This is a genomic window from Streptomyces sp. NBC_01214 (assembly GCF_026340975.1).
Classification (GTDB): Bacteria; Actinomycetota; Actinomycetes; order Streptomycetales; family Streptomycetaceae; genus Streptomyces.
Map to the genome: position 1 here is coordinate 37,106 of NZ_JAPEOS010000002.1, position 19,375 is coordinate 56,480.

The following is a 19,375-nucleotide window of genomic DNA, read 5'->3' on the forward strand; positions in this document are numbered from 1 at the left end:
CCGTGCCGGCCTCGGCGGTGGCACCGTGCTCGCGCATCCACGTTATGCAGACCTGCCGCCCGCGAACTGCCCGGCATTGCGCCAGGCCAGGCGGTGGCCGGACCTCTCATCAGCGTCTCCGACGGCACCCCACGGGCCCGGCGACACCACCCCCCAGGTCATGCCTTCGACAGAGGGGACACAGTCATACCGGGCCCGGAGGCCAGCGGCCCCATTGCAGGACCGCGAAAAACATAACGGGGGGCGTGCCCCCCTGGTCCCCGGCCGCGCCGGTCCTGCGGACGATCGCCACCACGACGGCGCGAACGTGGTGGTCGGTGGTGGCCTCCGCCCGCTGCTCGGCCTCGATGCCGCGCGGCGCGTACGGGTCGGACCCGAGGGCGGTCACGAGTCTGTTGCGGGTCCGCTTCTGTTCCCGTCTGAGAGGCGGTACCGGCCCACTTCCGGGTCTGCGGGGCCGTCCGTCCCGAGGTCCCTGCGCATGGCTTCTCGTGGTTGCGCATTCTCCCGCCAGAGCTCCGCGCGTCAGATCGGGTAGGAGACGCCTCGAAGCCGCGGCTCCTCCACGGGCCTGTCGCGCATCACGGCTCCGTCGAGGTCCCGTCCGCCACGGTTGCGCCCGCTCAGCGCGGCGCCGGCGCGGCCCGCGATCGGCTGGGCCCGCAGATGAGGTCACCGGGCCGTCGGGTCGGCGCGTCCGTGGAGGTGTGGCGTGGGGCGGTTCCCCGTTGTCGTCAACGGGGAAGAGCAGCACTCGACCTGGGCCGAGGGGCGCGAAGTGCCCCTCGGCTGGCGGGGCACGGGTGTGGCCGGGACCAAGGAGGAGTGCCGAGTTGGCCCTCGCGGACGGCCGCGGACGGCCGCGGGCGATCACGGCCCGGGGCCGGGGTCCTTCGGGTCGCCCGCCAGCCGGACCGTGCTCAGGATGCGCATGATCAGGGCGTCGTCGACGGCGCCCGGGACGCCGGTGCGGCCGTAGAAGTTCCAGGAGACGAGGTCGCCCCGGGAGTTCTTGAAGCCGAAGACGACCGCCTGGCCGTCGCCCGCGCAGCGGTGGGGCCGCGGGGCGCCCGAGGAGCGGGCCTTGACGTAACTCCCCTTGACCCCCGACTTCGTGGTGTACTCCACCGGCCCGTCCGCCTTGACCACGCTCTTGTCCGGCTGGGTGTAGGCGGCGTAGACCCAGGTGGGCGCCTCCTTCACGGCGATGTCGGCGGGGTCCTTGGCGCCGCCGGCGCCCTTGGTGCCGACGTTGCCGAGCCGGACGTCCGTGACCTGGCCGTCGCCGTCCGCGTCGATGCTGCACCACTGGGACTTGTAGAAGGCCGGGGCCGTGTGCCCGATGAGGACCTTCTCCCGGTCCTTGCTGTCCTCGTAGCCGCTGAAGATCTGGGGCTCGAGGACCTCCCACCCCGGCGGGACGTCGAACGCGGTGCCGTGGGTGGGGTTGATCACGGTCTTCCAGCCCGCGACGAGCGGCTTCGTCGGGTCCGCCGCCGACGCCGCCACGGCCGCCCGCGCACGGTCCCGGTTCTCGCGGACGCCGAGTACGACGCCGGTCGCGGCGGCGGCGACCGCCAGGGCGGTCAGGGCGCAGATCCCGACGACGAGCCGTCTTCTGCTGGTCCGGCGCCCGCCGCCGGGCTCGTGCGGCGGCGGGAAGGGCGGGGGCGGGTACGGGCCGCCGCCGGGGTGACTCGGCTGGTGGTACGGATTGTGCACGGTGCCCCTCCTGGTACCTGCCTGCCCTACTTGCCGAAGGACAGGATCGCTCGGCTCGCCTTGCGCGGCTCCGGGCTGTAGACCCGGCCGTTGAGCAGGAACAGCCGTCCGCCCGCCCACGCGATGCGGATGCCGTGGGGGTAGAAGACGCCCTCGGCGCCGCGGGCCGCGGCCGGGCTCTGCAGGACCGGCTGCGCGGCCCCGTCGGCCGCGGCGAGGGAGACGACGGCCCCCGCCTCGTCGTTGCCGGGGGTGACGTACGTGAGGACCCGGCCGTCCTCGACGGCCAGCGGCCACATGGTGCGCCCCTTGGGTTGCTCGGCGGTGCGCCACCGCTCCTTGCCGGTGTTCAGGTCTACGGCGACGACCTGGTCGGTGACCTCGGTGTCGAGGGTGGTGCCGGGCTTGCCCGCGCCGATGTAGAGGGAGTCGGCGTCGGCCGCGGCGGCGTAGCACTCCTGGAAGCCGCTCGCGTTGCCGAATCCGTTGCACCGGCCGCTGACCCCGAAGGCGGGGGAGCCCTGCGAGCGGACCGTGCCGTCAGCGGCGAACGCCGTGAGGTTCCAGGTCTTCTTGTCCTTGTGGTGCGCGGCGATCACCAACGGGTCGATGGAGAGCACCCGGCCGACCGTCCAGTCCTGGGCGTACTTGTAGCTCCACCGCGCGCCGCCGGTGGCCGGATCCAGCTCCTCGACCACCGCCTGTCCGGGTGCGCGGACGTCGTTCGGGTCGGGGCAGTGGCGGATGCCGATCAGCCGCGAGCCCCCGGCGACGGCGGACGGGTAGCAGCCGTTCGGGCTCGACGTGCCGAAGAGCTTGTGGCCGTCGGTGACCGAGAAGCCGCTCATGACGGCCGCCCGGGCGACGACCACGGTGTCACCGCTGATCGCCAGCTCGAACTGCGTCGTGGTGTCGTGGGCGTTCTCCGGCGGCACCGGAACCTTCCAGCCCGCCCGCCCCGTGGCGAGGTCGATCTGCTGGAGGTGGGTGCAGCGCGAGGTCTCCGACGCGCTCTCCTTGACCCCCACGACGAGCGTGCCGTGTGCGGACGGGGCCGGCGGGACCCCGCACAGCGGGGTCTGGAGCGGGAGCTTCCACTTCTCCTGGCCGTCGGCCACCGCGTAGCCGGTGAGACCGCTCGTGATGGCGCCGACCACGGTGTCGCCCACCCGCCAGGGGCCGTACTGCGAGGTGCCGGCCCCGGCCACCTCGGCCTGGTTGTCGCGCAGCCAGACCCGGGCCTCGCCCGCCCGGATGCCGGCGTTGGGGTCGTAGGCGTCGGGTCCCCCGCCGGGGCCCTTGCCGTCGCCCCGGTCGATCGAGGGCGAACCGGAGGGTCCGGCCGGGGGCTGCGCGGACCCGCCGCGGACCGTGAGCTGGTAGGCGCCGCCGCCGATGAGGAGCAGGGCGGCGAGCAGAGCCAGGGCGGCGCCGACGGCGGCCACGGGCCGGGGCGGCCGCCGCCGGCCGCCGGATCGTGGGCCGCCGGATCGCCGGCCGCCGGATCGCGGGGCGCTCGCCGCGAAGGGTGCAGGCGCTGCGAAGGGTGCGGGCAGTGCTGGCGGCGTCGGGGGTGCGAAGGGTGCGGGCGGCGGGCCGAAGCCGTCGGGTCGCTGCTCGTCGGGTTCCGGCCACGGGCCGGAGGTACGACCGGTCATGGGGGAAGTCTGGCCGATCCGGAGATATTTCTAGAATAGATTTTTGGACGAATTCGCCGTCCCCAGCTCCGGTCGCCCGCCCCGGTGCACAGGTCTAGCGTGGAGTGGTGGTTCCTTGGCTCGGCGGGTGAGGAGGCCGGTCATGACGACGCGCTGGCGCAGTGCCGCCGTGGCCGTGGCGGCGGTCGGACTCGTGGCGGGGCCCGTGGGTGCGGGCGCGGGCGCAAGCGCGGGCACGGTGTACGCAGGGGGCGCGGTCGCGTCCGCTGCGCCTGCGCCACCTGCGCCACCCGTGCCGGCCGCTACCGTCCCGGCGCCGACCCCCACGCCCGCCTCGGACGGGTTCGCGCAGCTGACCCCCGCCGTCACCCGCCAACTGGACGCCGCGATCAAGAAGGTCCTGGCGGAGGCGAAGATCCCCGGCGTGATCGTGGCCGTGTCGGCCCCGGGCAAGGGTGACTACGTACGGTCCTTCGGCATCGCCGACAAGGCTACGGGCGCGCCGATGACCCCGAACCTGAACATGCGGATCGGCAGCGTGACGAAGACCTTCACCGTGACTGCCCTGCTGGAGCTGGTGGACGAGGGGAAGGTCGGTCTGGACGACCCGATCGGCAAGTACATCGACGGCGTCCCGAACGGCGACCGGATCACCCTGCGCGAGCTGGCCGGTATGCGGAGCGGGCTGTTCAACTACTCGGCGGACGAGGACTTCTACAAGGCGCTGACCAGCAATCCCGACCGCCCCTTCACCCCGCAGGAGCTGCTCGGCTACTCCTTCAAGCACCCGGTGCTCTTCGAGCCGAACGCCAAGTTCTACTACTGCAACACCAACCTGATCCTGCTCGGGCTGGTGGTGGAGAAGGTCAGCGGCGTCCCCCTCGACCGCTTCATCGACCAGAAGGTCGTCGCGCCCGCCGGACTGAAGCACACCGTGTTCCCCACGGGCCCGGAGTTCCCCACCCCGCACGCCCACGGCTACACGAACCAGACGGCCTCCGGGAAGGTCGAGGACGCCACCGACTGGAACCCCTCCTGGGGTTGGGCGGCCGGCGCGATGATCTCCGACCTCCCCGACATGCGCAGCTGGGCGAAGACCCTGGCCACCGGGACCCTGCTGACCCCCGCCACCCAGGCCCAGCGCCTCGACGTGGTCGACGCCCTCCCGGGCACGGGCTACGGCCTCGGCATCTTCAACGTCCAGGGTTGGATCGGGCACAACGGCTCACTGCCGGGCTACGGGTCGCTGGTCCTCTACCTCCCGGAAGCGAAGGCCACGCTGGTCGTGCTGCTCAACACGGACATCGGGTACCAGGGCCAGGAGCCCAGCACCCTGTTCGGCGAGGCGATCACCAAGATCGTGACCCCTGACCGGGTCTACACGCTCCCCGCCCAGCCGGCGTCGTGAGCCGGGCCGGCCGGCGGCCCATGTGCGCGGCGGGCCCCGGGACTTCGGTCCCGGGGCCCGCAACCGCGTGCGCGGCCCGCCCTTCGCCACGGCCGACTCCGGCCGTAGCGTAGGGAGTCGAGGGCGCCGGGGGTCCGGACGGCTCGGCACCCTCCACCCACCACGGTCCGCGGCGCGCGAAACACCCCTGAGGGAGACGCACATGAACGGTCAGGCAGTACAGCGGGACGGCCGGTCCCCGGCGGAGGACTCCGCTCCCGTGGTCTCGGTCCGTGCGGCCGGCGAGGCGGACGTCGAGACCGCGGCCGTGCTGTTCCGCGGCTACCTCGACTTCTACGAGGTGGACGTCGAGGACCCGGACGCCCCGCGGGCCTTCCTGGCGGAGCGGATCGCCAAGGACGAATCGCTGGTGCTGCTCGCCGATGTCCCGGAGGCCGGAACGGTCGGCTTCGCGCAGGTCTACCGCGGGTTCTCGTCCCTCTCCCTGCGGACCGCCTGGGTCCTCAACGACCTCTACGTCGCCCCGGCCGGCCGCCGCACCGGAGCCGGCCGGGCGCTGCTGCGCGAGGTGCTGCGCCGGGCCCGCGAGGCCGGGGTGTCCGGCGTGCAGCTGGAGACCGCGTACGACAACACCGTCGCGCAGGGGCTGTACGAGGCGGAGGGCTTCGTCCGGGAAGAGTTCCACGTGTACTTCCACGACCTGGGCTGACCGGCCGGCGGCAGGAGTACCGAAGGGGACGGCGGCGGAAAAGGCGGCGGGGGATGAAACATTCTCCGCCGCCATCGCGTCACAGGGGTGGGACGGACGCGAGGGGGGAGCAGATGCGTCAGGGGCGCAGGGACGGGTTCCGTGAGTTCGCCGCGGGCCGCTCGGGCCCTTTGTACCGGTCGGCGTGTCTGCTCGTGGGTGGGGACACCCACCTCGCGGAGGACCTGGTGCAGGAGACCTTGGGGCGGATGTACCAGCGGTGGGGCCGGATCTCCCGCATCGACAATCCGGCGGCCTACGCCCAGACGGTGCTGGTACGGGCCTTCCTCACGCACCAGCGCCGTCGTTCGGCGGGGGAACGGCCGGTCGGGGAGCTCCCCGACACGGGTGCGCCCGCGCCGGGCGGCGGGGATCCGGCGCTGCGGCTGACGCTGCTGGAGGCGCTGGGGCGGCTGGCGCCCAAGGACCGGGCGGTGCTGGTGCTGCGCTACTGGGAGGACCGCAGCGTCGAGGAGACCGCCGACGCGATGAACGCCTCCTCGGCGGCGGTCCGTACCCGGACCTCGCGGGCGCTCGCCCGGCTGCGGGAACAGCTGGGCGGCAGCCTCACCGCCTTCGTGGACCGCTGAGACCGACGGTCCGCTCCCTCCCCCGACTCCACCCGGCAAACGGAAGGTCTGGCTCCCTATGTCCTTTGAAGACGAACTCGCCGAAGCCCTCCGGCGCACGGGGGAGGGCTTCGCGGTCGACCCCGGGGCCCTCGCGCAAGCGGGTGAGCGGCGCGGCCGGCGACTGGCGCGCCGCCGGGCCGCCTTGGCCGGTGGATCCGTGCTGGCCCTGGCCGTCATCGTCACGGCGGCGGCCTACTCCGGCGGCCTGTTCGGCGGCTCCGGGGCCGAGGGCGCGGTCCACGTCGCGGCGCCGCCGCCGACCCCGCCGGGCAACGGGCGGCTGACCGGCACCGGCGCGGTCACGGCCGAGCAGATGATCGCCAACCTGAAGTCGCTCCTGCCGGGCGGTCGACTCACCGAACCCGAGGCGCGGGGCACGGACGACGAGCTGGGACCGCGGGTCGGGGTCGTGTACGACGACGGGAAGGGCCCGGCGGCCATCTCCCTCAGCCTCCAGCGGGTGGACCCGTTCGGCAGCGGGTCCCGCGCGCAGACCGAGTGCGAGGACGAGAACCTGCACGCCTACGACCAATGCCGGACCGAGCAGCTGCCGGACGGCTCCCGGCTGTTGCTCCACCAGGGGTACGAGTACCCGGACCGCCGGACGGACACCAAGGTCTGGCGGGCCGTGCTGGTGACGGTGCAGGGCTTCCTGGTCGACGCGTCCGAGTGGAACGCCGCGGCCGACAAGGACGCCCGCGTTTCCCGGACCGACCCGCCGCTGACCATCGAGCAGTTGAAGACCCTGGTCACGTCGGACACGTGGCACCCGGCCCTGAACGACCTGCCGGCGGCCGATCCCGAGCCGGCGCCCCGGCCGGAGTCGCTCGCCCTGCGGGACCGGAAGGCCGTGGACGCCCTGGAGCAGCTGATGAAGCGGTTCGAGATCACCGTCCCGATCGCCTCCAAGGGCGGGCAGGGGACGTACGGCTACGTCGTGCTCGACGACGGCAAGGGCAAGTCCCTGGTCCAGATCAACGTCCAGTCGAACGCGGACCCCTCGGGCTTCACGGGGAACTCCGCCGTCGCCCCGGGCCCCGACGGGACCAAGGTGAAGGTCACGGCGGGGCCCGGGGAGAAGAACAGGGGCGTGACCCAGTGGAAGGTGGACACCCTGCGCAAGGACGGGCTGCGCGTGGTGGTCAGCGCCTTCAACACGGCGGACCAGAACGGCCCGGCCACCCGCCCCTCACCCGCGCTGACGATGGGGCAGCTGCGGCAGATCGCGCTCGCCCCGGAGTGGAACGTGGGCACGCCGGACCGCTGACCGCCCTCACTTGGCGTCCGCGTAGCACTCCACGACCGCCGTCGTGAACGGGAAGCGGACCGGGGTGTCGCCGAAGGCGATCCGGCCGGCCCGTTCGCCGGCGGCCCGGATCGCCTCCACGACGGCCCCGGCCTCCTCGGCCGGGCAGTGCACGATCACCTCGTCGTGCTGGAAGAACACCAGCTCGGCCCGCATTCCGGCGGTCGCCTGCCGCAGGGCCGCGAGCAGCAGCAGGGCCCAGTCGGCCGCACTGCCCTGGACGACGAAATTGCGGGTGAACCGGCCGCGGGCCCGGGTGTTGGTCGAGGCGTAGCTCGGGGTCCAGCCGTCGTCCCGGTCCTGCGGGGTCCCGGCCCCGCCCTCCCCGTACCCCTCGCCGGGGTCGACGCCGCCGTCACCGGCCTCGTCCCCCTCGCCGGAACCGGCCGGCGGCGGACAGGTGCGGCCCAGCCAGGTCCGTACGAGCCGGCCCTCCTCCCCGGCCTTCGCCGCGTCGTCCACGTACGCGACGGCCCGGGGGAAGCGGCGGCGCAGCGCGGCCAGGTTCTTCAGGCCGTCGCCGGAGGTCTGGCCGTAGACGGCGCCGAGCACGGCGAGCTTGGCCTTCTCCCGGTCGCCGGAGAAGCCCTGGCGGGAGACCGCGGTGTAGAGGTCCGAGGCCTCCCCGGCCACCTCCATGAAGGCGGGGTCGCGGGAGATCGCGGCGAGCACGCGCGGCTCCATCTGGTCGGCGTCGGCGACGACGAGCCGCCAGCCGGGGTCGGCGACCACGGCCCGGCGGATCACCTTGGGGATCTGCAGGGCCCCACCGCCGTTGGTGACCCAGCGGCCGGTGAGCGTGCCGCCGGGGATGAACTCCGGGCGGAAGCGGCCGTCCCGGACCCAGTCCGTGAGCCAGGCCCAGCCGTGGGCGGTGTAGATCCGGTACAGCTTCTTGTACTCGATCAACGGCTCGACGGCGGGATGGTCCAGCTCCTGGATCTCCCAGCGCCGGGTGGACTTGAGCTTGATCCCGGCCCCGGCGAAGGCCTTGATCACGTCGGCGGGCAGATCGGGGCGCACGCGCCTGCCGAAGGCGGCGGACACGCGGTCGGCCAGCTCGGCGAGGCGCCGGGGCTCCCCGCCGCCCGCGTACCGCTCACCGAGCAGCTCGGTCAGCAGGGCGCGGTGCACGTCGGCCCGCCAGGGCAGGCCCACGCGGTTCATCTCGGCGGCGATGAGGAAGGCCGCCGACTCGGCGGCGGTGAGCAGCCGCATCCGGTCGGGGTGGGCGGTGGCGGCGAGCCGCTCCGCCTGGTCGGCGTGGATGGCGAGCAGCGCGTCCAGGGGGACCGGGGCGGGTTGCGGGTCGAAGAGGGAATCCTGGGCGCGGGGTTCGGCGGCGCGCGGGCGCGGATCGGGCGGCACGGGGGCGTCGGTGAGCCGGGCCCAGGCGGCGGCCGCCGAGCGGGGCTCTCCGAAGCGGCCCTCGTGGCCGAGGAGCAGCAGCTCGGCGTCCTCGATGTCGTGGCACCGCTCGACGCGTGCGCCGGCGGCGAGCAGGCGGGGGTACACGGCCGCGGTGGACCGCCAGACCCAGCGGGTGCCGGGCGGGGCGGAGCGGATCGCCTCGGCGGGGTCGCGGACGCGGAGCCGGACTCCGTCCGTGGGGGGTACGGGCGCGGCGTGCCACCACCCGTCGCCGTCCTCGGCGAGGGCCCACCGGGGAGTGCGGTCGCTCATGGGTGCGAGTGTCCCACCGGGGTCTGACAGTGGCCGCGCGGCGGCCGTCGGCCGGGCGCGGCGCCGTTGCGGGGGCGCTGCCCCCCCCGGACCCCCGCGCCTCAAATGCCGGCGCGGCTGGGATGGGCGGTTGCGGCGTATACCTCCAGGGCCGGGCGCGGCGGGTGGCCGAGGAGGTGGTGCAGGGTGCCCGTGTCCGGGGCGTCCAGGAAGCCCGCGGCGACGGCCGAGTACGTGGCCACCAGCATCGGGGGCTGGAAGGGCGCCGCGTCGGCGCCGGAGAGGGCGCTGCGGGCCCGGGCCAGGGAGCCCGGGGCGTAGCGGGCGCCCACCGCCGCGGCGAGGTCCGTTCCGCCCAGCGGGCGGTCGCCGACCAGCTCGTAGACCTGCCCGGCATGCGCGTCGGGTGCCAGGGCCACCCGGACCGCCACCTCCGCCAGGTCCTCCCGCGCGACCGCCGCCAGCCGGCCGGTGCCCAGCGGGGCGGTGATCACCCCGTCGGGCCCCGGCGCGGCGAGCGCGGCCAGCAGCTCCGCGTACAGGCCGTTGCGCAGGACGGTCCAGGCCAGGCCGGAGCCGCGCAGGCGGCGCTCCGTCCAGCGGTGCGCCAGCGCGTACGGCAGGTGGTCGCCCGCCCCGGTGAGGCTGGTGTAGACGACGTGCCGCACGCCGTCCCGCTCGGCGGCCGAGACGGCGGCCCCGTGCCGTGCGATGACCTGGTCGTCCTCGCCGTAACCGGCCGAGATGAGCAGCAGGGTGTCCACACCGGTGAAGTCGAGGGAGTCCGGGTCGTCGAAGTCCACCCGGACCTGACCGGGACCGTCCGGGGCGCGGGTGCCGAACCGTACGTCCGGCCGGTCCGGCCGGTCCGCGCCGTCCGGGAGGCCCGCGCCGTCGGGGTGGTCCGCCAGCCGGCGCGCGATCAGTGAGCCGAGTCCGCCGGAGGTGCCGGTGATCAAAAGCATGGGAAGTCCTTCGTGTTCGTGCCGGCCGGCCTGGTTGGCTTCGGTGGCGGGAACATCGTGTGCCGAGGGGCGCACGGCGCGTAAGGAGGCACTTTCATGTCAGTAGGGCACACCGGGATAACCACCCCCGAGCCCCTGCCCGAGCCGCTGTTGAGCTGTGACGACGACTGCGGCATCCGTGACGTACTCGACCGGCTCGGCGACAAGTGGTCCGTCCTGGTCGTGGTGGAACTCGGCTCCGGCATGCGCCGGTTCAAGGAGCTCCAGCGCGCGGTCGACGGCATCTCGCAGCGGATGCTCACCCTCACCGTCCGCCGCCTGGAGCGCGACGGCCTGGTCACCCGGACCGTGCACGCCACCGTGCCGCCCCAGGTCGAGTACGAGCTGACCGACCTCGGACGCAGCCTGACCCTCCTGGTCAAGGGCCTCGCGGACTGGTCGCTGGCGCACCGCGCACGGATCGAGGCCGCCCGCCGGGAATGGGACGCGAAGGCGGACATGCCAAGCTGAGGGGTGTGAGAGACCTTGCCGAGACCGTCGACCGAGCCTTCGCCGCCGCCCTCTACGCCCAAGACGACGCCGGGCTGGACACCGGCGCCTCGCTGCTCGTCGCGGACCAGGGGGGCTGGCCCGCGGTCGGGCGGGAGCTGCTGGCGCGCGGGGAGGCGTACGTACGCCAGGGCTGGGAGCGGGGCTGGCAGCCGGCCGACGTGCTGCGGCTGGTCCGCCGGGACCTCGACGAGCGGCACCTGCGGATCACCGGGGACCTCATCGCCGCCGAGGCGCGCCGCTACGCCCGGCTCCCGGCGCGCTGGGGCGCCACCGAGGTGTGGTGGACGGGCGACGAGGAGTACGCCGACCGGCTCGCCCAGAGGGAACGGGCCGACCGGTTCACGCTGGCCACCGCCTTCCTGGAGGTGCTGCGGCTGCTGATCCGGCTGCCCTCGATAGAACCGGTGGGTCCGCTGCCCGGCGACCCGGCCGACGCGCTCGCCGAGCACGCCCACATCGAGCCGCGCATGCTGAGCCGGATCCGGGCCCTGCTCGCCAAGGCCGAGGCGACGACCTTCCCGGACGAGGCGGAGGCGCTCAGTGCCAAGGCCCAGGAGCTGATGGCCCGGCACACCGTGGACGAGGCGCTGCTGGCGGCGAGCGGCAAGGGCCCGGCCCAGGTGCCCGGCGCCTGCCGGATCGGTGTCGAGCCGCCGTACGAGGAGGCGAAGGCGGTGCTGCTCGATGCGGTGGCCACCGCCAACCGCTGCCGGGCGGTGTGGAACAGCGGCTTCGAGTTCTCCACGGTGGTCGGCTTCGAGAGCGACCTGGAGGCGGTGGAGCTGCTCTACACCTCGCTGCTCGTGCAGGGCACGGCGGCGATGACCCGCGCGGAGGCCGCGCAGCGCTCCGGCGGGCGCAAGCGGACGAAGACATTCCGGCAGTCCTTCCTACTCGCCTACGCCAGCCGGCTCGGCCACCGGCTCGCCGAGACCGCCGAGCACGCGGCGACGGAGGCCCCCGACAACCTGCCGGCCCTGGTGGCGCGCGACGTGGCGGTCACCTCGCGGGCGGAGGAGATGTTCCCCCGGACCACCACGACCCGGCTGCGCGGCGCCACCGACCACGCGGGCTGGGAGGACGGTACGGCCGCGGCCGACCGTGCCCACATGGGCGGCGGGCGGAAGCCGCTGCCCCGCTAGGGAGCGCCCGTACGCATGACCGCGGGCACGTCCGTCCCCGCGTCCGTCCCCGCGTTCGTACCCGCGCCCTTGCCCTCGTCCGTACCTGCGTCCGTCCCCCCGTCCGTACGGGAGTCCTCCGCGCGCGGGGCCCGCGCCTCCGACTTCAGGATGCGCATCGACCGGCCCAGCGAGCGGGCCGTGTCGGGGAGCTCCTTCCAGCCCCGGTCCGGGTCAGGACAAATCTGAAGAAGTCCTGAAAACCCTTGCGCTCGGCGCCACGGGCCGAGGCGCTGCGCGGCGACACGGGGCCGGCGCGCAGCCGGTACGGGAGCGACGGGTGTCACGATGGGGTGCTACCCGCGAGTAGGGACCTGTCTGTGATCAACGGACCACCCCGCGTGCACGTGCATCTGCCCGTGCAGCAGCCTGTGAACACAGCTATGATCCGGAGGAGTTGACATCTGCACTATCGGGGGCTTCCTGTGGACCACGCGTACAACGGGATGGCAGCTGCAGAACTCGCTACCTTGTTTGAGCTGACGTGGCAGAAGAGCAGACACAGCAACTCGCAGGGTTCCTGCGTGGAGTTCGCACGGCTGCCGGGAGGCGATGTCGCCATGCGCAATTCGCGCTTTCCCGACGGACCGGCGCTCGTCTACACACCGGCCGAGATCGAGGCCCTGCTCTTGGGCGTCAAGGACGGCGAGTTCGATCACCTGATCCACTGACGGAACAGCGCACCCATCACGCCATGCACGTGCACTGGCCGGGACCGATCGCAATGATCGATCCCGGCCAGTCGTCCTGTGTTCGCCCTTGATCGGCGGCTGGCGGCCGTTCAGTCCTGGAGCAGGAACAGCGCCCAGACCACCTTGCCGGTCAGCCGGCCCGCGAGCGGGTGCCAGCCCCAGCTGTCGCTGTACGAGTCCACCAGGAACAGCCCGCGCCCGGACTCCAGGTCGAAGTTCTCCTCGGTGCGCTCCGGCGAGAACGCCCCTCCGGGCCGGTCCTCGCTGGGGTCCCGCACCGCGCACACCAGTCGCGTGCTCCACCGCATCAGGTGCAGCCGTACGGGCGGCTCCGGCTCGGCGTCCGCGCCCCGTGCGTCCTCGGGCAGGGCGTGGCGCAGCGCGTTGGTGACGAGCTCGGAGACGACCAGGGCCACGTCGTCGAAGCGGTCGTCGAGGCCCCATTGGGACAGGGTCGAGCGACAGAAGGAGCGGGCTCCGCGCACCGCGTCGTAGCGGGCGGGCAGAGCGCAGGAGGCGGACCCGGAGACAGCCGTGGGGTCGACCGGGGGCAGCCCCTGCCGTAACGGCTCGAGCATGGTCGATCCATTCGTCCCCATGCGAGGCACTCCCGGGATTCGCGGGCGGAGCGGTCATCTCCGTCCAGAAAGAACTGCGGGGTGGGTCCGGCGCCGGCGCGAACAGCACGCAGGTGCGCGGGGACCATCGTTCCGAATGCCGGAGCCGGATGCAAGGGCAGATGCACGTGCACGCGCCGGACCTGTCCCCTCCCGTGACGGTTCTGACTCATTTCTTCCTACGCACACTGACGGACTTCTTTTCCCGGAGACGGGATTCCGTTACAGAACGAGTACGAGCCGATGCGTTTTGGTGGCAGACTGCGGCCCCTGGGGTACGGGGGCCCCGAGACGCTCGCGCACACCACGCGCACGCCAATGCGATGGGGAGGGCAGTACTAGTGACCGCAGAAGCAAGCGGTTCTGTGGTGCGCCGCATCCTCCTGGGCTCCCAGCTCAGGCGACTCCGAGAATCCCGCGGCATCACCCGTGAGGCGGCCGGCTACTCGATCCGCGCATCCGAATCGAAGATCAGCCGCTTGGAGTTGGGAAGGGTGAGCTTCAAGGCCAGGGACGTCGAGGACCTCCTCACGCTCTACGGAGTCACGGACAGCACGGAGCGCGAGTCACTGCTCGGGCTGGTCCGGGAGGCCAATGCGACCGGCTGGTGGCACAGCTACGGCGACGTGCTGCCCGGGTGGTTCCAGACGTACATCGGCCTGGAGGGCGCTGCCTCGCTCATCCGGATCTACGAAGTCCAGTTCGTCCACGGACTGTTGCAGACCGAGGCGTACGCCCACGCCGTCGTCAGCCGCGGCATGCCCGGCGCAACCGCCGCCGAGGTCGACCGCCGCGTCGCCCTGCGCCTGGAGCGCCAGAAGGTCCTCGTCTCCGAGAACGCCCCCGTCTTCCACGCCGTCCTCGACGAGGCCGCGCTGCGCCGCCCGTACGGCGACCGCGAGGTCATGCGCGGTCAGCTGGAGCACCTCATCGAGGTCTCCCAGCGGCCCAACGTGCAGCTCCAGGTGATGCCGTTCTCCTTCGGCGGCCACGCGGGCGAGAGCGGAGCCTTCACCCTGCTGCGCTTCCCCGAGTCCGACCTCCAGGACATCGTCTATCTGGAACAGCTCACCAGTGCCCTCTACCTGGACAAGGGCGAGGAAGTGGGGCAGTACGAGCGGGCGATGGAACGGCTCCAGGCGGACTGCCCCGATGTCGAACGGACCAGGGATCTTCTCCGCGGCCTGCTCCAACTGTCTTGAATCGCACGTAGTATGACGTCTGATCAGTGCATGATGACCGATCGGTCTCCGGTGCAGCGCACGGGTGCGCGCTCGCAGTAAGGGATGGCATGTCCATATTCAGCGACCTGGCTCACCAGTACATCGACGGCGAATGGCTGGCCGGTACCGGTTCGTGGGACATCATCGACGTCAACCCCTTCAACGGGGAGAAGCTCGCGGCCATCACGGTGGCCACGGTCGAGCAGGTGGACCAGGCCTACCGCGGCGCCGAGCGCGCCCAGCGCGAGTGGGCCGCCACCAGCCCTTACATCAGACGCGCCGTGCTGGAGCGCGCCCTGCGGATCACCGAGGAGCGCGAGAAGGAAATCGTCGAGGCGATGATCGACGAGCTCGGCGGGACGCGTCCCAAGGCCGAGTACGAGGTCTACCTCGCGATGGAGTTCATCCGCGAGTCCCTCCAGCTCGCCGTCCGGCCCGAGGGGCGGATCTTGCCCTCGCTGGTCAAGGGCAAGGAGAACCGGGTCCAGCGGCTCCCCGTGGGCGTCGTCACGGTGATCAGCCCCTTCAACTTCCCCTTCCTGGTGGCCCTGAAGTCGGTCGCCCCGGCCCTGGCGCTGGGCAACGCGGTCGTCATCAAGCCCAACCAGAACGCCCCGGTCGTGGGCGGCGGCGTGATCGCCAAGATCTTCGAGGACGCCGGGCTGCCGGCCGGCCTGCTGAACGTCCTGGTCACCGACATCGCCGAAATAGGCGACGCGCTCCTGACCCACCCCGTCCCCAAGGTCATCTCGTTCGCGGGATCGGACCGGGTCGGCCGGCACGTCGGGGCGATCGCCGCCCGCCACTTCAAGCGCACGGTCCTGGAGCTCAGCGGGAACAGCGCGCTCGTCGTGCTCGACGACGCCGACCTCGACTACGCGGTGGACGCGGCCGTCTTCAGCCGCTTCGTCTACCAGGGCCAGGTCTGCATGGCCGCGAACCGGATCCTCGTCGACGCCTCCGTCGCGGAGGAGTTCACCGAGAAGTTCACCGCGCGCGTGCGCGCCCTCAAGACGGGCGACCCGCACGAGGCCGACACCCACATCGGCCCCTTGATCAACTCCTTCCAGGCCGACGCCCTGACCGCGCTCGTGGACCAGGCCGTGGAATCCGGCGCGCAGGCGCTCGTACGCGGGTCTACGCGCGGCAACCTGGTCGAACCCACGGTGCTCGCCGGGATCCCCGAGGACTCCCCGCTGCTGAGCCAGGAGATCTTCGGCCCGGTGGCCCTGCTGGTGGTCTTCGACGGCGAGGACGAGGCCGTACGGCTGACCAACGCGACCCCCTACGGGCTGAGCGGCGCCGTGCACACCCGGGACGTGGAGCGGGGCGTCCGCTTCGCCCAGCGGATCGAGACGGGCATGATCCACGTCAACGACTCCACGATCGGGGACGAGCCGCTGGCCGCCTTCGGCGGCGAGAAGGCCTCGGGTCTGGGCCGGCTGAACGGCGAGGCCACGATCGAGGCCTTCACCACGCAGAAGTGGATCTCCGTACAGCACGGTCGGACGACCTTCCCGTTCTAGGTCTTCCGGGTCGCACCCCTAGACTCGGCCGGGCGTAGGAAGCCGCCCGGGGGAGAACGAGTTGAGCAACATACCGGAGACCGGCCGGACCCCTCGGGTCCAGAACCGTCTCGTCGTCATCCAGATCGTGGTCTTCTCGCTGTTGCTCACGCTGGGCGGGCGCCTGTGGTACCTCCAGATACGCAATGGGTCGGAGTACACGGACGAGGCGAAGAACAACCACGTCCAGCAGGTGGTCCAGCCCGCCGTGCGCGGCTCGATCCTCGACTCGCGCGGGGTCCCGCTCGCCGACAACGCGACCCACCTCGTGGTCTCCGCCAGCCGCACCGAGTTGCTGACCATGAAGGACAAGGGCAAGTCCGTCCTGACCCGGCTCGCCGGCGTGCTGGGCATGGACGCCCAGGAGGTCATCGACAAGGTCAGGCTCTGTGACGCCAAGACCAAGCAGCCCTGCTGGAACGGTTCCCCCTACCAGCCGATCCCGGTCAGCGACGAGGCCACCACCGAGCAGGCCCTGCAGATCCGCGAGCACCCCGAGGACTTCCCGGGCATCACGGCCGAGGCGACCGCCCTGCGCCGTTACGCGGCCCCGGACGCGGCCAACACCTCCCAGGTGCTGGGCTACCTCTCGCCGGTCACCGACGAGGAGATCGCCAAGGCGAAGAAGTCGGACTCGCCGTACCTGCGTTCCGACCAGGTCGGCCGCTCCGGCCTGGAGCGCACGTACGACAAGGAGCTGCGCGGCAAGGCGGGCGTCACCCGCTACGAGGTGGACAACCTCGGCCGGGTCATCGGCCAGGGTCAGACCGATCCGGCGAGGTCCGGCTCGAACATCGTGACGTCGATCGACTCCCGGGTGCAGGCGGTCGCCGAGCGCGAGCTGAACAACGCGATGGTCGAGGCCCGCAAGGTCCGGGACAAGAACACCGGGCGCAACTACGAGGCCGACTCGGGCGCCGTCGTGGTGATGGAGACCAAGACCGGCCGGGTCGTGGCGATGGCCTCGAACCCGACGTACGACCCCAACGCCTGGGTGGGCGGCATCTCCGCCAAGGACTACGCCTCCCTCACCGACAAGGAGTCGAACTACCCGCTGCTGAACCGGGCGATCCAGGGGCAGGCGGCGCCGGGCTCCATCTTCAAGGTGGTCACCTCGACGGCCGCGGTCAACGCCGGGTACCCGTTCAACAACCGCTACCCCTGCCCGAGCTCGTACTCGGTCGGCAGCCAGACCTTCACGAACTTCGAGTCGCAGGGCCACGGCGACATCACCATCGGCCGGGCGCTGGAGGTCTCCTGCGACACCGTCTACTACGCCCTCGCGGACCAGGAGTGGAAGAAGGACGGCGGGATCAAGCCGAAGAAGGACCCGAAGGACTGGTTCCTGAAGACCGCCCACGAGTTCGGGCTGGGCAAGCGCACCGGCATCGACCTGCCGAACGAGGTCCCCGGCCGGGTCCCCGACCGGAAGTGGAAGCAGGACTTCTTCGACGCGAACAAGGACGCCTGGTGCCGCGACGGCAAGAAGAACGGCTCCTTCGCCGAGAAGATCGCCTACGAGAACTGCCGCCAGGGCAACCAGTTGCGTGAGGGCGACGCCATCAACTACTCGATCGGGCAGGGCGACACGCTCGTCACCCCGGTCCAGATGGCCTCCGTCTACGCGGCCATCGCCAACGGCGGCACGCTCCACCAGCCCAGCATCGGCAAGGCGATCGTCAGCGCCGACGGCACGTCGGTCCAGGAGATCGCGCCGAAGGAGCAGGGCAAGCTGCCGATGGACGCGAAGACCCGCGACGACATCGACGAGGCCCTCGCGGGCGTCGCCACCAACGGCAGCGCGGCCTGGCGCTTCGGCGGCTGGCCGCAGAAGCAGATCCCGATGCACGCCAAGACGGGTACGGCCGAGGTCCAGGGCAAGCAGACGACCTCGTGGTTCGCCTCGTACACCGAGGACTACGCGATCGTCATGACGATCTCCCAGGGCGGTACCGGCTCGGGTGCCTCGGGACCGGCGGTCCGCAACATCTACGAGGCGATGTACGGGCTCGACCCGACGGGCAAGCAGGACCTCTCCAAGGCCCTGCTCCCGCAGCCCGCCACCGCCCTGCCGGCGATCCGCCCCGACGGGGAGATCGAAGGCAACTGAACGGCCAATGAGGACAGGATCTGACCGCATCGCTCCGTAGCGTGTGTCGTGTCGGGGGGAGGAGCCCCCCGACACGACACCCCACGCACAAGGCGGTCGGTCATGGCTCAGATTTCCACCGAAGTCCTCGGCGACGAGCGCGGCACCCTCCTCGCCTTCGTCGAAGCCCAGCGCACGGCGATCCGCGAATCGATCCTCGGGCTCAGCGAGGAGCAGGCCGCGAGCCGCCCCAGCGCCAGCGAGCTCACCCTGTCCGGTCTGCTCAAGCACGTGGCCGAGGTCGAGCTGAACTGGCTGCGCCTGGCGCAGCAGGCGCCGAACGAGCGGCAGCGCACGCAGGAGACCTGGGGCGAGGCCTTCCGCCTGGTCGACGGCGAGTCGATCCCGTCGGTCCTCGCCTTCTGGGACGAGGTCGCGGAGCAGACGGCGGCCTTCGTCGCCGCCCTCCCGAGCCTGGACGCAACCTTCCCCCTCCCGCCGGCGCCCTGGTTCCCCAAGGACGCCAAGGTCTCGATGCGCTGGATGCTCCTGCACCTGGTGGAGGAGTTCGCCCGGCACGCGGGCCACGCGGACATCGTCCGCGAGTCGCTCGACGGCACCAAGGCGATGGGCTAGACGGCGGGGGCTTAGCCTGGCCCCATGTCAGCGATCCGGCTTCTTGTCCTCGGTGCGGTCCGCCAGCACGGGCGGGCCCACGGGTACCAGGTGCGCAACGACCTGGAGTACTGGGGCGCCCACGAGTGGTCGAACACCAAGCCCGGATCGATCTACCACGCGCTCAAGCAGATGGCGAAGCAGGGCGTCCTGCACGCGCACGAGGTGGGGCCGAGCGCGGCGGGCGGGCCGCCGCGGACCGAGTACGAGGTGACGGACGCCGGCCGCGAGGAGTACTTCCGGCTGCTGCGCGAGGCCCTCGCGGCGTACGACCAGAAGACGGACGTGCTGTCGGCGGCGATCGGCTTCATGGTCGACCTGCCGCGGGAAGAAGTCCTCGCGCTGCTCCGGGAGCGGATGGCGAAGCTGGCGCTCTGGCGGTCGTCGGTGACGGATTACTACACGCCGGAGGGCGGCCCGGAGGCGCTGGGCCACATCGGCGAGATCATGCACAGGTGGGTCCACTCCGCGGACGCGGAGGCGGAGTGGACGCGGGGGCTGGTCGCCCGGATCGAGGGGGGCGCGTACTCCTTCGCGGGCGAGGGCGGCGAACCGTTCGTCGGGGTGCTGGCGGAGGGCCAGGAGAACCCGTACGCCTAATCAAGTTTGACTAGCCCGCGAGCGGGCACTACTTTTGCGGATCCTGGTAGTCAAATTTG

Annotated in this window: 19 protein-coding genes and 1 pseudogene; 13 read left to right on the plus strand and 7 right to left on the minus strand. The window is 72.1% G+C overall.

Annotated elements, in window-relative coordinates; translation table 11 throughout:
- Positions 1–184: 184 nt before the first annotated feature.
- A complete protein-coding gene (locus tag OG594_RS24835) occupies positions 185–388 on the minus strand; it encodes a hypothetical protein (RefSeq protein WP_266603311.1) in 204 nt (67 codons plus the stop codon).
- A gap of 324 nt (positions 389–712) precedes the next feature.
- Here OG594_RS24835 and OG594_RS24840 point away from each other — a divergent pair, with 324 nt between their 5' ends.
- The gene (locus tag OG594_RS24840) at positions 713–979 is read left to right on the plus strand and encodes an MbtH family NRPS accessory protein (protein ID WP_266603313.1); all 267 of its coding nucleotides are present in this window, start codon (positions 713–715) and stop codon (positions 977–979) included.
- Here the strand turns inward: OG594_RS24840 and OG594_RS24845 are convergent.
- Both OG594_RS24845 and OG594_RS24850 read right to left on the minus strand, forming a co-directional pair.
- Entirely contained in the window at positions 871–1,722 is an 852-nt protein-coding gene (locus OG594_RS24845) for a hypothetical protein (RefSeq protein WP_266603315.1), read from the minus strand. The genes OG594_RS24840 and OG594_RS24845 overlap by 109 nt on opposite strands.
- Before the next feature lie 26 nt (positions 1,723–1,748).
- A complete protein-coding gene (locus OG594_RS24850; RefSeq protein WP_266603317.1) occupies positions 1,749–3,380 on the minus strand; it encodes a PQQ-binding-like beta-propeller repeat protein in 1,632 nt (543 codons plus the stop codon).
- Between the two features lie 142 nt (positions 3,381–3,522).
- Between OG594_RS24850 and OG594_RS24855 the strand changes: the two genes are divergently transcribed.
- From OG594_RS24855 to OG594_RS24870, 4 genes are all read left to right on the plus strand, one after another.
- Entirely contained in the window at positions 3,523–4,788 is a 1,266-nt protein-coding gene (locus OG594_RS24855; RefSeq protein WP_266603319.1) for a serine hydrolase, read from the plus strand.
- A gap of 202 nt (positions 4,789–4,990) precedes the next feature.
- On the plus strand, positions 4,991–5,497 hold the full coding sequence (locus tag OG594_RS24860) for a GNAT family N-acetyltransferase (RefSeq protein WP_266603321.1): 507 nt from the start codon (positions 4,991–4,993) through the stop codon (positions 5,495–5,497).
- Between the two features lie 113 nt (positions 5,498–5,610).
- Positions 5,611–6,126 carry a SigE family RNA polymerase sigma factor gene (locus OG594_RS24865; RefSeq protein WP_266603323.1) on the plus strand — a complete coding sequence of 172 codons (516 nt, stop codon included), beginning with the start codon at positions 5,611–5,613 and terminating at the stop codon, positions 6,124–6,126.
- A gap of 58 nt (positions 6,127–6,184) precedes the next feature.
- Complete coding sequence (locus OG594_RS24870) at positions 6,185–7,435, plus strand: hypothetical protein (protein ID WP_266603325.1); 1,251 nt, start codon at positions 6,185–6,187, stop codon at positions 7,433–7,435.
- 6 nt (positions 7,436–7,441) lie between these two features.
- On the opposite strand, the gene OG594_RS24875 is transcribed toward OG594_RS24870, so the two are convergent.
- A complete protein-coding gene (locus OG594_RS24875; RefSeq protein WP_266603327.1) occupies positions 7,442–9,157 on the minus strand; it encodes a bifunctional 3'-5' exonuclease/DNA polymerase in 1,716 nt (571 codons plus the stop codon).
- 101 nt (positions 9,158–9,258) lie between these two features.
- Positions 9,259–10,122 (minus strand): NAD(P)H-binding protein, encoded by an 864-nt coding sequence (locus OG594_RS24880; protein WP_266603329.1) that lies wholly within the window; start codon positions 10,120–10,122, stop codon positions 9,259–9,261.
- Between the two features lie 96 nt (positions 10,123–10,218).
- On the opposite strand from OG594_RS24880, the gene OG594_RS24885 reads away from it, so the two are divergent.
- Positions 10,219–10,632 carry a helix-turn-helix domain-containing protein gene (locus tag OG594_RS24885; protein WP_266603331.1) on the plus strand — a complete coding sequence of 138 codons (414 nt, stop codon included), beginning with the start codon at positions 10,219–10,221 and terminating at the stop codon, positions 10,630–10,632.
- Positions 10,633–10,637: 5 nt separating this feature from the next.
- Positions 10,638–11,816 carry a DUF2786 domain-containing protein gene (locus OG594_RS24890; RefSeq protein WP_266603333.1) on the plus strand — a complete coding sequence of 393 codons (1,179 nt, stop codon included), beginning with the start codon at positions 10,638–10,640 and terminating at the stop codon, positions 11,814–11,816.
- Here OG594_RS24890 and OG594_RS24895 read toward each other — a convergent pair.
- Positions 11,813–11,974, minus strand: a complete 162-nt coding sequence (locus tag OG594_RS24895; RefSeq protein ID WP_266603335.1) for a hypothetical protein — start codon at positions 11,972–11,974, stop codon at positions 11,813–11,815. The genes OG594_RS24890 and OG594_RS24895 overlap by 4 nt on opposite strands.
- 306 nt (positions 11,975–12,280) lie before the next feature.
- Between OG594_RS24895 and OG594_RS24900 the strand changes: the two genes are divergently transcribed.
- Positions 12,281–12,526: a DUF397 domain-containing protein gene (locus OG594_RS24900; RefSeq protein WP_266603337.1), complete on the plus strand. Its 246-nt coding sequence runs from the start codon at positions 12,281–12,283 to the stop codon at positions 12,524–12,526.
- 110 nt (positions 12,527–12,636) lie between these two features.
- On the opposite strand, the gene OG594_RS24905 is transcribed toward OG594_RS24900, so the two are convergent.
- Positions 12,637–13,146, minus strand: coding sequence for an ATP-binding protein (locus tag OG594_RS24905; protein ID WP_078851551.1), 510 nt, complete (start codon positions 13,144–13,146; stop codon positions 12,637–12,639).
- A gap of 341 nt (positions 13,147–13,487) precedes the next feature.
- Here OG594_RS24905 and OG594_RS24910 point away from each other — a divergent pair, with 341 nt between their 5' ends.
- From OG594_RS24910 to OG594_RS24930, 5 genes and pseudogenes are all read left to right on the plus strand, one after another.
- Positions 13,488–14,366: a helix-turn-helix transcriptional regulator gene (locus OG594_RS24910; protein WP_266603340.1), complete on the plus strand. Its 879-nt coding sequence runs from the start codon at positions 13,488–13,490 to the stop codon at positions 14,364–14,366.
- A gap of 89 nt (positions 14,367–14,455) precedes the next feature.
- Positions 14,456–15,913 (plus strand): aldehyde dehydrogenase family protein, encoded by a 1,458-nt coding sequence (locus OG594_RS24915; RefSeq protein ID WP_266603341.1) that lies wholly within the window; start codon positions 14,456–14,458, stop codon positions 15,911–15,913.
- 61 nt (positions 15,914–15,974) lie between these two features.
- Positions 15,975–18,050, plus strand: a pseudogene (mrdA, locus tag OG594_RS24920) (penicillin-binding protein 2); the annotation flags it as partial.
- A 114-nt stretch (positions 18,051–18,164) separates the two neighbouring features.
- A complete protein-coding gene (locus OG594_RS24925; protein WP_266603345.1) occupies positions 18,165–18,677 on the plus strand; it encodes a DinB family protein in 513 nt (170 codons plus the stop codon).
- A 24-nt stretch (positions 18,678–18,701) separates the two neighbouring features.
- A complete protein-coding gene (locus tag OG594_RS24930) occupies positions 18,702–19,316 on the plus strand; it encodes a PadR family transcriptional regulator (RefSeq protein WP_266603347.1) in 615 nt (204 codons plus the stop codon).
- The last annotated feature ends 59 nt before the right edge of the window (positions 19,317–19,375 follow it).

What these genes read in the sequence shown, in the direction of transcription:
- OG594_RS24855 (WP_266603319.1), top strand. Translation starts at nt 3,523, where the DNA reads ATGACGACGCGCTGGCGCAGTGCCGCCGTGGCCGTGGCGGCGGTCGGA.
- OG594_RS24915 (WP_266603341.1), top strand. Translation starts at nt 14,456, where the DNA reads ATGTCCATATTCAGCGACCTGGCTCACCAGTACATCGACGGCGAATGG.
- OG594_RS24930 (WP_266603347.1), top strand. Translation starts at nt 18,702, where the DNA reads ATGTCAGCGATCCGGCTTCTTGTCCTCGGTGCGGTCCGCCAGCACGGG.
- OG594_RS24910 (WP_266603340.1), top strand. Translation starts at nt 13,488, where the DNA reads ATGGGGAGGGCAGTACTAGTGACCGCAGAAGCAAGCGGTTCTGTGGTG.
- OG594_RS24870 (WP_266603325.1), top strand. Translation starts at nt 6,185, where the DNA reads ATGTCCTTTGAAGACGAACTCGCCGAAGCCCTCCGGCGCACGGGGGAG.
- OG594_RS24885 (WP_266603331.1), top strand. Translation starts at nt 10,219, where the DNA reads ATGTCAGTAGGGCACACCGGGATAACCACCCCCGAGCCCCTGCCCGAG.
- OG594_RS24865 (WP_266603323.1), top strand. Translation starts at nt 5,611, where the DNA reads ATGCGTCAGGGGCGCAGGGACGGGTTCCGTGAGTTCGCCGCGGGCCGC.
- OG594_RS24895 (WP_266603335.1), bottom strand. Translation starts at nt 11,974, where the DNA reads ATGCGCATCCTGAAGTCGGAGGCGCGGGCCCCGCGCGCGGAGGACTCC.
- OG594_RS24880 (WP_266603329.1), bottom strand. Translation starts at nt 10,122, where the DNA reads ATGCTTTTGATCACCGGCACCTCCGGCGGACTCGGCTCACTGATCGCG.
- OG594_RS24925 (WP_266603345.1), top strand. Translation starts at nt 18,165, where the DNA reads ATGGCTCAGATTTCCACCGAAGTCCTCGGCGACGAGCGCGGCACCCTC.
- OG594_RS24875 (WP_266603327.1), bottom strand. Translation starts at nt 9,157, where the DNA reads ATGAGCGACCGCACTCCCCGGTGGGCCCTCGCCGAGGACGGCGACGGG.
- OG594_RS24850 (WP_266603317.1), bottom strand. Translation starts at nt 3,380, where the DNA reads ATGACCGGTCGTACCTCCGGCCCGTGGCCGGAACCCGACGAGCAGCGA.
- OG594_RS24905 (WP_078851551.1), bottom strand. Translation starts at nt 13,146, where the DNA reads ATGGGGACGAATGGATCGACCATGCTCGAGCCGTTACGGCAGGGGCTG.
- OG594_RS24860 (WP_266603321.1), top strand. Translation starts at nt 4,991, where the DNA reads ATGAACGGTCAGGCAGTACAGCGGGACGGCCGGTCCCCGGCGGAGGAC.